This is a genomic window from Brevibacterium sediminis (assembly GCF_013623905.1).
GTDB classification, from domain to species: domain Bacteria; phylum Actinomycetota; class Actinomycetes; order Actinomycetales; family Brevibacteriaceae; genus Brevibacterium; species Brevibacterium sediminis.
The window spans coordinates 199,466-210,710 of record NZ_JABKDD010000001.1 but is presented as its reverse complement, the minus strand read 5'-3'; the positions used below and the strand labels follow the sequence as shown (position 1 = coordinate 210,710).

The 11,245-nt window shown below is 66.9% G+C and carries 9 protein-coding genes; 2 read left to right on the top strand and 7 right to left on the bottom strand.

From position 1 onward, the window contains the following. Position 1: 1 nt before the first annotated feature. Entirely contained in the window at positions 2-1,000 is a 999-nt protein-coding gene (locus tag HK108_RS00910; RefSeq protein WP_181270377.1) for a stage II sporulation protein M, read from the bottom strand. 113 nt (positions 1,001-1,113) lie between these two features. On the opposite strand from HK108_RS00910, the gene HK108_RS00905 reads away from it, so the two are divergent. Then, positions 1,114-1,938, top strand: coding sequence for an RDD family protein (locus HK108_RS00905; protein ID WP_229663889.1), 825 nt, complete (start codon positions 1,114-1,116; stop codon positions 1,936-1,938). Positions 1,939-2,058: 120 nt separating this feature from the next. Here HK108_RS00905 and ahcY read toward each other — a convergent pair whose 3' ends face one another. From ahcY to HK108_RS00890, 3 genes are all read right to left on the bottom strand, one after another. Beyond that, positions 2,059-3,519: an adenosylhomocysteinase gene (gene ahcY / locus HK108_RS00900; RefSeq protein ID WP_181270376.1), complete on the bottom strand. Its 1,461-nt coding sequence runs from the start codon at positions 3,517-3,519 to the stop codon at positions 2,059-2,061. Positions 3,520-3,690: 171 nt separating this feature from the next. Next, a complete protein-coding gene (locus HK108_RS00895; protein ID WP_181270375.1) occupies positions 3,691-5,175 on the bottom strand; it encodes a phosphohexomutase domain-containing protein in 1,485 nt (494 codons plus the stop codon). Continuing rightward, positions 5,172-5,528: a DUF3499 domain-containing protein gene (locus tag HK108_RS00890; RefSeq protein ID WP_139470312.1), complete on the bottom strand. Its 357-nt coding sequence runs from the start codon at positions 5,526-5,528 to the stop codon at positions 5,172-5,174. The genes HK108_RS00895 and HK108_RS00890 overlap by 4 nt, the downstream gene beginning before the upstream one ends. 88 nt (positions 5,529-5,616) lie before the next feature. Between HK108_RS00890 and HK108_RS00885 the strand changes: the two genes are divergently transcribed. Further along, positions 5,617-5,979: a metallopeptidase family protein gene (locus tag HK108_RS00885; protein WP_139470284.1), complete on the top strand. Its 363-nt coding sequence runs from the start codon at positions 5,617-5,619 to the stop codon at positions 5,977-5,979. Positions 5,980-6,016: 37 nt separating this feature from the next. Here HK108_RS00885 and HK108_RS00880 read toward each other — a convergent pair whose 3' ends face one another. The 3 genes from HK108_RS00880 to HK108_RS19035 are packed head-to-tail and all read right to left on the bottom strand — an operon-like array spanning position 6,017 to position 11,009. Then, positions 6,017-7,474 (bottom strand): DUF5719 family protein, encoded by a 1,458-nt coding sequence (locus HK108_RS00880; RefSeq protein WP_139470282.1) that lies wholly within the window; start codon positions 7,472-7,474, stop codon positions 6,017-6,019. Next, positions 7,471-10,572 carry a glycosyltransferase family protein gene (locus tag HK108_RS00875; protein ID WP_181270374.1) on the bottom strand — a complete coding sequence of 1,034 codons (3,102 nt, stop codon included), beginning with the start codon at positions 10,570-10,572 and terminating at the stop codon, positions 7,471-7,473. The genes HK108_RS00880 and HK108_RS00875 overlap by 4 nt, the downstream gene beginning before the upstream one ends. Beyond that, complete coding sequence (locus HK108_RS19035; protein WP_276330045.1) at positions 10,569-11,009, bottom strand: WhiB family transcriptional regulator; 441 nt, start codon at positions 11,007-11,009, stop codon at positions 10,569-10,571. The genes HK108_RS00875 and HK108_RS19035 overlap by 4 nt, the downstream gene beginning before the upstream one ends. Positions 11,010-11,245 lie beyond the last annotated feature (236 nt).

Here is an 11,245-nt window from a genome sequence, read left to right as displayed (position 1 = left end):
ATCAGCGGTCGGTGGAGATGACCGAGTATCCGGCCTGATGCTCGTCGAGATCGGCGCTGAGTCCGGCTGCGGCGGCGCGCTTGCCGAAGTACCACGCGTAGACGACGACAGCCGCGGTGTAGGCCACTCCGATGGCGATCTTGACGGCCGGCGGAATCGGGTTCGGGGTCACGAAGCCCTCGATGAGCCCCGAACCGAACAGCAGAAGCACGAGACCGCCGGCGACGATGAGCAGCGACCGAGCCTCGGAGGCGAGCTTGTCACGACGCAGCCTGGGGCCCGGCACCACCCAGGCGAAGAAGAGACGCAGTCCCGCAGCAGCGGCGAGGATGATGCAGCTGATCTCCGGGATCCCGTGGGGCAGGATGTAGAGGAAGAAGTCGGAGGCCCGGTCGAACTCGAACATCATCGCTCCGGAGAAGCCGACGTTGACGGCATTCGAGAACAGTCCGACGATGACATAGCCGCCCGTGATGCCGAGGAGGACGAACTGAACGGCGATCCACGCGTTGTTCGTCCACACGCCGACGGCGAAGAAGCCGTTCGGGTTCTCTTTGTAGTAGTCGACGAAATCATGTTCGGCGAACTGCCGTCGGAACTCTCGATCCCCGAAGGTCTCGAGCACTTCCGGATGCGATCCCGCCCAGATGCCCGACAGGACGGCGACGGCGAGGAATCCGGCGGCCACGATGACGAAGTCCCATCGCAGCCGGTACAGCGACAACGGCAGACTGATGACGAAGAACCGTCCGAGCCCGGACAGTCCTCCGCTGGGCACGGACGAGAGATGATTGCGGGAGCGGTGGACGATCGCCGAGAGCCGAGCGGCTTCGAGAGAGTCGGGAGCCACCGTCGTGATCCGCGACAGATCCTTCGACGCGGTCCGGTAGAGCTCGAGGAAGCGGGTCGTCTGCTCGGGTGTCAGCGTGTTCTTCTTCGCCAATGCCGAGAGCTCCAGCCAGTCATCGCCGTGCAGCTGGGCCAGCAGGTTCGGATCCATCCCTCCACCCTATCGGAGACGACGCCTCGGCACCTCCGACGCAGAGAGAGGCACACGGCAAGCTCTCGGCGAAACGACCGCCTCGGAACGCGGCAGTATGACACGATGGTCGGGTGAGTACTCTGATCACCGGTGAAGCCGTCGAACTCAACGTCCAACCGGCCGCTCTCGCGGCGCGGGCATTGAGCTGTCTCATCGACTACATCGTCTATTCGCTGGTGAATGTCGGTCTGCTCATCGCCATGTTCTGGCTCATGCTCAAGGTGCTCGATCTCAACGGACTGCTTCTCGGCTCACTCATGACCGTGATGACGATCTTCGTGTTCGTGCTGCTGCCGATGCTCGTCGAAGTGCTCAGTCACGGTCGTTCGCTGGGCAAGCTCATCCTCGGGCTGCGCGTTGTTCGCGACGACGGCGGTGCGGTGCGGCTGCGCCATTCCTTCATCCGCGCTCTGCTGTGGCCGTTCGAGATCGTGTCCAGCGGCGGCGGCATCGCGGCTCTGTCCGGTCTGCTCTCACCGCAGGCCAAACGCCTCGGCGACTATCTGGCCGGGACCATTGCCGTCAGCGAACGCAGCCGACCTCTGCCGCCCATGCACACCCATGTGGCCCCTCATCTGCACGAATGGCTGAACCGCACAGACGTGACAGCGATCCCCGATGGTCTGCATCGGCGCATCGTCGCGTTCCTCGCCATGGCGCCCCAGCTCGGTGCGGAGTCGAGGTGGCAGCGAGCGATCGAGCTCGCCACCGAGCTCAATCCCTATGTGGCTCCGGCCCCGCCGGAGGGAACGTTTCCCGAACAGTTCCTGTCCGCAGTCATCCATCGGCAGCGCATCGCCGAAGTCGAGAAACAGCGCCGTCGGAGCGACCGTGCGAACGCTTTCCGGTCCGGAGTCGAGACGCTCCCCCACGGCCTCAGCCTCACCCGCCGCTGACGACGCAGTCTGACTGTCCGCCGCTGACACCGCGGCTCGACTGCTCTCGGTCGACGGAGCGGTCCCGGACTGCGACCGGGTTCGCCCGCTCCGCCGCCGGACCGAACCGGCAGTGCTCGATCAGTACCGGTAGTGCTCGGGTTTGAACGGTCCTGCCACGTCGACGCCGATGTACTCGGCCTGTTCCTTGCTCAGTTCAGACAGCTTCGCCCCGAGCGCCGGCAGATGGAGGCGTGCCACCTTCTCGTCGAGTTCCTTCGCCAGCCGATGCACCGAGTTGCCGTAGTCATCGTGGGCGTGCCACAGCTCGATCTGGGCGAGCACCTGATTGCTGAATGACGCACTCATCACGAACGACGGATGACCGGTGGCGTTGCCCAGGTTGAGCAGGCGCCCTTCGGAGAGGACGAGGAAGTCCGTGCGGTCGCGACCGAGTCCCGCCTCGGCGGGCACGGGCACGCTCCACTCGTGGACCTGCGGTTTGATCTCGATCTTCTCCACTCCGGGCAGGCGGGACAGCCCTGCCAGATCGATCTCCTCGTCGAAGTGACCGACGTTGCCGACGATTGCGCCGGGTTTGAGCGTCTGCAGCACGTCGACGTCGAGGACCCGGGTGTTTCCGGTCGTGGTGATGATGATGTCGGCCTGGGGAGCCACCTCAGCGAGGAGGTCGACCTGGTAGCCGTCCATCGTGGCCTGCAGCGCACAGATCGGATCGATCTCGGTCACTATGACGCGCGCACCCTGTCCGCGCAGCGCTTCGGCGGCACCCTTGCCGACGTCGCCGTAGCCGATGACGACGGCGATCTTTCCGCCGATGAGGACATCGGTGGCGCGGTTGAGCCCGTCGGGCAGCGAATGGCGGATGCCGTAGCGATTGTCGAACTTCGACTTCGTCACCGAGTCGTTGACGTTGATGGCAGGGAACGGCAGAGCCCCCTGTTCGGCGAGGCGGTAGAGGCGGTTGACTCCGGTCGTCGTCTCCTCGCTCACCCCCTTGATTCCGGCGGCCAGACGGGCGAAGCGTCCGGGGGCCGATTCGATGGAGGTGGCGATCTGCTTGAGCAGGACCTTGAACTCCTCCGAGTCCTCGGCGCCGGCGGTGGGCACTCCCCCGGCGGCTTCGAATTCGGTGCCCTTGAGCACGTACATGGTGGCGTCGCCGCCGTCGTCGAGGATGAGGTTCGGTCCATCCGCGAAGTCGAAGATCTTGTCCGCGGCCCACCAGTACTCTTCGAGGGTTTCACCCTTCCATGCGAAGACGGGGACGCCGGCCGGGGCCTCGGGAGTGCCGGAGCCGACGACGACGGCCGCTGCGGCCTCGTCCTGCGTGGAGAAGATATTGCAGCTGGCCCACCGGACGTCTGCACCGAGTGCGACGAGGGTCTCGATGAGGACAGCGGTCTGCACGGTCATGTGCAGGCTGCCGGCGATGCGGGCCCCGGCCAGCGGTGCCGTCGAGGCGTATTCCTCACGCAGCGCCATGAGGCCCGGCATCTCCCTTTCGGCGAGACGGATCTGGTGTCGGCCGGCCTCGGCCAAGCTGAGATCGGCGACCTTGAAGTCAGTGGAATCGAGCACGGTACCTCCATACGGCGGGCTGTCTGATCGGCTTCGAGTCTATTGCCGGGCAGGCGGCTTGTCGCGTCATGCTCGTTCTGCGGACAGCGAAGACCGTCAGCAAGCGGTCATATCCTGACTGCCCTAATTCCGAGAAACGGAAGCAGAGGACCGGCTGCCGTCGATCCGGCTTCAGGCGTGAGCGTTGACGAAGTCCGTGACCCGGCGGGTGAGCGCGTCCACCTGCGCCGAATCGGCGGCTTCGACGTTGAGTCGGACGAGGGGTTCGGTATTGGACTTGCGCAGGTTCACCCACCAGTCCGCACCCTGCAGGCCGATTCCGTCGAGGTCGTCGACGGTGTTCTCTGGGAAGTCTCCGGCATGTGCGGCGAAGTCGGCGAGCACAGCGTCGGGGTCGGCGACGGTGAAGTTGATCTCCCCCGACTGCACGAACCGGTCATAGTCGGCAACCAGACGGGAGGCGGGGGCGCGTGATTCGGCGAGGGCGGCGATGAGATGACAGGCGGCGAGCATTCCCGAATCCGCCCCGAAGAACTCGTCGAAGTAGAAGTGCGCGGAGTGCTCGCAGGCGAAGACGGCTCCGGTTTCGCGCATGAGCGTCTTGATTCCCGAATGGCCGACCTTCGACCGCAGTGCGTGTCCCCCGGCGGCGGTGATCGTCTCGGCCACGCTGCGGGAGGTGATGAGATTGTGGATGACGGTGGGTCGGTCGTCGCCGAGTGCCCGGGCCCGTGCGATCTCGCGTTCGGCGACGAGTGCGCCGACGGCCGAGGCCGACATCGTCGCGCCGGTCTCGTCGATGAAGAAGCAGCGGTCGGCGTCCCCGTCGAAGACGAGCCCGAGATCGACGCCGTTGTCGACGACAGCGCGTGCCGCGTCGACGAGGTTCTCGGGTTTGAGCGGGTTCGCCTCGTGGTTGGGGAAGGTCCCGTCGAGCTCGGTGAAGAGGCCGATGACGTCGAAGGGCACCGAGGCGGCTCCCGCGTCCGTGCCGAAGACCTCCCCGAGGAGGCGCCCGGCCATTCCGTTTCCCGCGTCGAGCACGATCGACAGTCCCGTGACCTTATCGACGTGGGTGAGTTCGCGGATCCGTGCCGCGTACTGTTCCCGCATCCGGGATGCGGCAGTCTCGTCTTCGGCGATGGTCCGGCCGTCGGTCTGCGGTGCAGTGATCGCGAGTTCTCTGACTCGGGAGAGTCCGGAGGCCAGGCTGACTCCGGCGGCGCGGGGTCCGCAGATCTTGATTCCGTTGTAGTCGGCGGGATTGTGGCTGGCCGTGATCATGGCTCCGGGCAGATCGAAGATGCCCGAGGCGAAGTAGAGCTGATCGGTCGAGCACAGGCCGAGCAGGACGGCTGTCGAGCCGGCAGCGTCGACTCCTGCGGCGAAGGAGTGGGCGAATCCGGGAGAGCTCGGGCGCATATCGTGGCCGATGACCACCTCGGTGGCGGTGTGGATCTCTGCCATGGCTCGGGCCGTGGCCCAACCGAGGGCGAACAGGATGTCGTCGTCGAGCTGGTCGGGAATCCGACCGCGGATGTCATAGGCTCCGACGGCGGCGTCGAGGGCGGCCGTCCGGGCCTGTCCGAGTTCGGAGTCGATCAGGATCTGCTGTGCGGGTTCGATTCGGGTCGAGCTCGGCTCTCGGTGGCTCATGAGTCGCCGATGATGCGCAGGTGACCGTGTCGACGTCCCGAGGCGGCCGGATCGTCGGCCGGTCCCGGTGCGGTCCGGGCCGGGGTCTGATCGGCACGATCGGCGGCTTCGCGGACGGCGTCGGCGATCGCCAGCAGGTCGTCATGGCTGCGTTCGGGCGGGGCCTGCCCGGAGTCGATCCGGATGAGCTGCCAATCCACGGGCGGGGTCAGCTTCGCCGCATGTTCGGCGCACAGGTCATGAGCGCCCGGTTCGGCGCGCCTGCCCAGAGGTCCGATGACGACGGTCGCATCGGCGTGCACGTACGTCATGGTGGCGGCGGCGGGGCGCGAACAGCTGACTTTTGAACACATTCTCACGGCTGACACAGTCCCACACTCTACACGCCGCGCCCCGCCGATTCGCTCAGGCACGGCGGCGCCGCCCGTAGAATGAAGTGCTATGAGACCAAGGCGACATCGCGACCGACATGGGCGGGGTCTGCGGTCTCCGCTGCACCGGGCCGAGGTGCCCGCGCGGCTGAGTCGGGCGGAGAGTTTTGCGAAGGTCGCGGCCGCCGAATTCGCCCGCATGCGCAGGCACGAACCCGTTCTCCTCGCCGAGGTGGTGCTGGCCGTCGATTCCGTGCCGCCGGCGAGTTCGACCGAACCGAGCTTCGGCCGTGTGTTCCCGGCGGCCGGGGACCGTCCCACCCATATCGTCCTCTATCGACGGGTGATCGAAGATCATGCCGGTGCTGAGGCCCGGGATGGACTCATCGCCGAGGTGGTGGCGGACCAGGTCGATATCCTCCGTCGCACCTGAGATCCGCAGTCACCGCAGGAACCTGGTTCGTGAGACCTCAGCCGAGCCGGATATCCCGGTAGGCCACGCCTGCCGGGGCAGGCGCCGGGACGACCGTGGAGATTCCGTCCTCGGTGGTCACGACGAGGGTCGCATGCACCCCATCGGACTGTGAGCCCGAGGCTTGGGATCCCTTGAGGACGAGTGCGCGCACCGACTCCTCGGAGACGTCGCTCGGATTGAGCACGGTCGTTCCCGTCGGGTTGAGGTCGATCGATTGAGGATCGGTAAGCGTTCCGTCGTCGAGCATTCCCTGCACCTGCACATGTCCCTGACCGGGAGAGAGGTTCAGGGAGGACTCACCGGTGCGAGGAAGCGCCAGAATCTGGGTCTCGGCGAGGGAGTCGGTCGACGGGATGCTGCCGAAGTCGGCGGCTCCCTTCCCACCGTCTTTGCCGATGAAGGCTCCGGCCTGGACGCGCTGAGAGGATTCGACGACGAGACTCGTGGCGTCGAGATCCCCGAGGTCGGCCTCGGCGACCCCGCGACCGACGACGGTCATCGAGGAACGGGGAATGTCGATCTCTCCGTCCGGCCCGTACGCCTTCAGGGACACCTCGGCGAGGTCACCGCTCGGGTTCGCGACCCGGACTCGCACATCTTTGCCGCTGAGCCCGGTGAGCACCTGCTGGCGATCGGCTCCTGCCCCACCGGCCGCGAGGTCGATGCCCTGCGGCTTGAGTCCGTCGAGGACGGTCTCCTGGACGGAACCGGCCAGGACTCCACCGTCGACGGTGACGTCGACGGCAAGAGCCTCTGCCCCTCCAGCCAGACCACCCAGCGGGACGGCACGCTGCTGACCGGCCTTGATGCTCAGTTCGGTCGGTTCGGCGGATTCGCCGCCCGGGGTCATGAGGGCAACCTTCGCCTGGACGGGAACGTCTCCCGGGTTGCTCAGCAGCAGCTGCGAGTTCGAGCCGGTGGCTCCGGATCCGGCGACGATCCGGAAGCTGCTCGATGCCTGGGCGCAGGTGAGGGTGGCGAGGCCCGTGAGGTCACCGGAGCTGCCTTCGACGGTTTCGAGGCCGGTCGTCAGGGCCGGAGCCCCGGGGCGGGCGAAACCGGTGACGAGCTTCGTCGAGTCGATGCTGTCGTCTCCGGAGACGAAACCCTGGCCGGAGGGATTGTCGAAGTCGATCGAACCGCCGAGATCGGCGACCTGGAGACGAGCCGAGGAGGTCGAACCGTCTGCGGCTCCGATCGGTGCGGAGGCGGAGACGACACGGGTTGAGACCTTCGAGTCGTCGACGAATTCGGCATCGGTGCCTTCGGCTTCTCCGGCTGTGAGCAGGGGGCCGGGACAGACGACGCGGGTATCCGCGGTGGGCATGCGCACCTGTTCCGGACTGCGGTCCAGCGTGCCGGGGGTCAGCGGGGTGAGGAACGAGGTCATGGCCACGAGCACCCCGGGCACGGCAATGGCCGCGAAGGTCACGATGCTGCGCTGGTGCTTCATGCCTTCTGCTCCTCACGGCCGGGCTTCCGCGTCACATTCCCCGCCCGGCCGAAGGGGATGGCGACGATGAGGCTGAGCAGTCCGAGCACCCATCCGACGATGACGCCGATCGGGTAGAGCGGTGAGTTCAGCGAGATCTCGACCGTTCCCCCGGCTGCGGGGAGGTCGAATTCGCTTGCCCACGCCTCTTCGCCGGGCTTCGGCTGCGGCAGCGGCTCACCGTCGATGCTTGCGGTGATGCCGTGCGCTGCATCGGCGATGGTCAAGGTGCGCCCCTCCTGACCGGCCGGCACCGTTGCGGTGGTGCCTTTCATTGCCGCCGTTGACACCTTCCCTTCGGCGTCGCGGATGAGGAATCGGCCGCTGTAGGGTTTGTCGACGCGCCACAGCTGTCCGGACGAGGTCGGTCCGACCGGCAGGAGGCCCTCGGAGACGGATACCGAGTTGGTCAGGCTGCCGGCATCGGGGCCGACGAGGACGAAATCGACTCCGAGTTCACCGAGGATGCTGCCGAGGTCACCGGAGTCATCGGCCGAGAGCGCGGACGCGGCCTGAGCCACGAGCACCTGGTCGGGGGTGATCGGCAGCGGGCGGCGCTGCCACGGCCACCCTCCCACGGTTTCTGCCGAGGTCACCGTCGATGTGCCCAGCACCGTGCCGTCGGCGGAGGCGATGAGGGTGGCCAGAACTTCTCCGTCGACATTGTCCAGGCGGAGGGTGCGCGCTTGGGTCTCCCCCGCGGCGCGGTCAGAGGCCAGTGCGGGGACGTTGCTGTCTGAGGTTGCGGTGACCGCTTCGGGCGAGGATGTGGCCCGTCCGGCGCCGATGGCGATGAGCCCGATGGCCGCTACGGTCACGAGTCCGACAAGGCCGCGCATCGGCAGCCGGCCGGATGCCGCGGAGGCTCCCTTGGCCGAACTCTTCGCAGAGGACGAACCGGTGTCTCGGCTGCGCCCGGGGCGGCGACCGACGGTGCGGTCGGCGCCGAGGGACAGCAGCAGGATCGATCCCAGGCTGACCAGGGTCAGTCCCGCTGCGGGGTATGAGGCGATGAGGTGGAACGGTCCCGTCTCCGCGGGCAGATGCACCTGGATCGCGGCGAGGATGAGACCGCCGACGTAGAGTCCGACCGCCCAGGTCAGGCGAGAGAGTTCGAGCCGGGCCTCGATGAGGGTGAAGAAGGCCAGGATGAGCATCGGCAGCATCAGGACCGGAGCCCAGAGCTCGAGGGTGCCGGCAGAGACCCCGCCGAAGCCGAGATCTGAGATCAGCTTCGTCAGCCAGGACATGTCGAGCGGAGCGGGGAACCCGACGGCGAGCAGATAGGTCGGGGCGGACTCGGTGGCCGTGGTCTGCCCGGGCATCGTGAGAAGAGTTCCCGGCTCGCGGACGACGGCCCACAGCCACGCCCAGCCCAGGAACACGGTCGGGGCGAGCAGCCACAGATGGCGCAGACCGCGACCTGCCACCAGAAGCACCGCGGTGCCGAGGACCGTGACCAGCAGGAGCAGTGGAATGCCTGCGGTGATGACGAACAGCAGCAGGCCGGTGCCGGCTGCCGCGGCGATCGATCCGGTCGTCAGGCTGCGGCGCAGAGTCAGCACCGCCAGCGGTGCACAGATCCAGACGAGGATCACACCGAGGCGGCCGTCCGACAGCGCGGCCGTGAACAGCGGAGACGCGATCCACAGCAGTGCGGCGAAGCCGCGCACCCACCGCCGCGCCCGCACACTCCCCGCGCCCGCGTACGCGGTGATGGCAGCCAGGATCGGCGCGGCCAGCAGCAGGGAGCGGACCATGACATCGACATGGCCGAAGAAGAGGAGGGAGAGCACGCCGAGGACGAGGTGGTAGGGGTCGGCCGGCACCGCCGCACCGGTCGAAACGTCGAGGTGACGCCCGAGGAGACGGTCGACGATCTCGCCGAAGCCGATGTCGGTCGAACCCAGGGCGCCGCCGGCGAGGTGGCCGGGGCCGAAGAGTCGGAAGCTGATGACCCCGCTCATCACCACGGCGGCGAGGATCACATAGGTCAGGGGTGCCCGCAGCAGACTGGAACCGCCGGAGATCTCCAGACGTGAGAAGGAGTCGATGGCCTCTTCGGTGTCGCCGACCGGGTTGAGTTCGGCATCGGTATCGGGACCGCCGGTGGGAACCTCGGCCGGGCGAGAGTCATCGCTCTCACCGCTCATCGTCCGGCGTTGGACGGCGAGTTCTTCGTCATCGGCGTAGAGCGCGGCGACATGTCCGGTGTTCGATCGTCTGGCCACACGGTTGCGACGGGCGTTGGCGCGTCTCAGCGGGGCGGTCGTCGACACATCCGCGAGAAGACCGATGAGCGCACCGAAGTGCCACCCGGCAGGTCGGAAGTTGTTCGACAGCAGCCCGCCGACGATGCGGCCGAGGTGGCCGAGCGCCAGAAAGCAGAACAGTGAGACCAGCCCCTGACCGGCGAGGCTGAGGCGGTAGCGCTGCTCAGTCCGGATCTGAGTCTTCGACCTCGGTGGGTGGGGCGAGGAGCCGAGTCGGGCAGCGGACGCAGCGGAGATCTCCATCCGCGCTCGCGGGGCCAGCAGCACGCGGGCGCCGAGGTCGCGCAGACGACGGGAGTATTCGAGACCGGAATAGGCGGGGCCGAGAACTCGGGACGGTGCCCCGATGCGCTCGAGTTCGGTGGTGGCCATGAGCAGGCCCGGCAGGTCGAGACCCAGTGTTTCGATCTGACTGTCGCGCTGCCCCTGGTCGATCTCCCCGGAGCCGACGGGGTTGAAGCGCTCCCCCGCCGAGGTGGTGCTCACTCCGGCGGAGACGATGCGCCCGGAGCATATGAGCTTCGGTCCGACGGCGGCGATGGATTCCGTCTCCCCGATGGCGTCGAGCAGCTCATCGAGGCAGTCTGGTTCGGGACGGGAGTCAGGGGTGAGGAACCACAGGAAATCCGATTCCGCGATCTCCGGCATCTCACCGGCTTCGCGGACCGTCCGCCCCCCGAGATCCACCACGGGGATCTCGGGGTAGTGCGGACGCAGAGCTGTTTCGAGCTCGACCTTGCTGGCATCGTCGCCGGAGACGACGACGATGGTGACGGCTTGCCTCACACGACCTTTTTCTTGAGCCGGCGGCGTTCGCGTTCGGACATTCCGCCCCAGATGCCGAAGCGCTCATCGTTGGCGAGCGCATATTCGAGGCATTCGGAACGGACGTCGCAGGAGGCGCAGACCCGCTTGGCTTCACGAGTCGATCCGCCCTTCTCCGGGAAGAACGCCTCGGGGTCGGTCTGAGCGCAGAGGGCCTGGTCCTGCCAGGACAGTTCGCCGTCGTCTGCGGCTCCCAGCAGCAGGGACAGCGGAGAGACGGCGGAGTTGTCCGGCGGCAGCGGCGTCAGATCACTCGGATCGACGGCCAGCGGATCCGGCAGCGTCTCGGGTGTACGTGCTCCCGGTTCGATGAACCAGTCTTCGGCACGGCGGGAGGTGACTCCCGGTGCGGCGGTGAAGTCTTCTCTCTCCCGCCATTCTCTCTGTGCACTTTGCACGGTTTTCCCCTTTCTCACGCTCGAGCAGGTCCAGTACCGTGACTGAGGCGATCAGTCCGATGTACGGTCGAATCCTGAAGGATCCCTGCTCGGCGCGTTCCCCTTAGGTATAAATTACACGCGTGTCATTACCGCCCCGTCAAGCCCTTATGGAGTATCGAGACACCCCGTGAGACGCTATTCGAACATGCGTTCACATGCACACGCGCCCGTAACCCCATATATAGGTCACGGCC

Coding starts and splice junctions, on each gene's coding strand:
- HK108_RS00910 (WP_181270377.1), bottom strand. CDS start 1,000: ATGGATCCGAACCTGCTGGCCCAGCTGCACGGCGATGACTGGCTGGAG.
- HK108_RS00895 (WP_181270375.1), bottom strand. CDS start 5,175: ATGAGCCACCGAGAGCCGAGCTCGACCCGAATCGAACCCGCACAGCAG.
- HK108_RS00890 (WP_139470312.1), bottom strand. CDS start 5,528: ATGTGTTCAAAAGTCAGCTGTTCGCGCCCCGCCGCCGCCACCATGACG.
- HK108_RS00885 (WP_139470284.1), top strand. CDS start 5,617: ATGAGACCAAGGCGACATCGCGACCGACATGGGCGGGGTCTGCGGTCT.
- HK108_RS00880 (WP_139470282.1), bottom strand. CDS start 7,474: ATGAAGCACCAGCGCAGCATCGTGACCTTCGCGGCCATTGCCGTGCCC.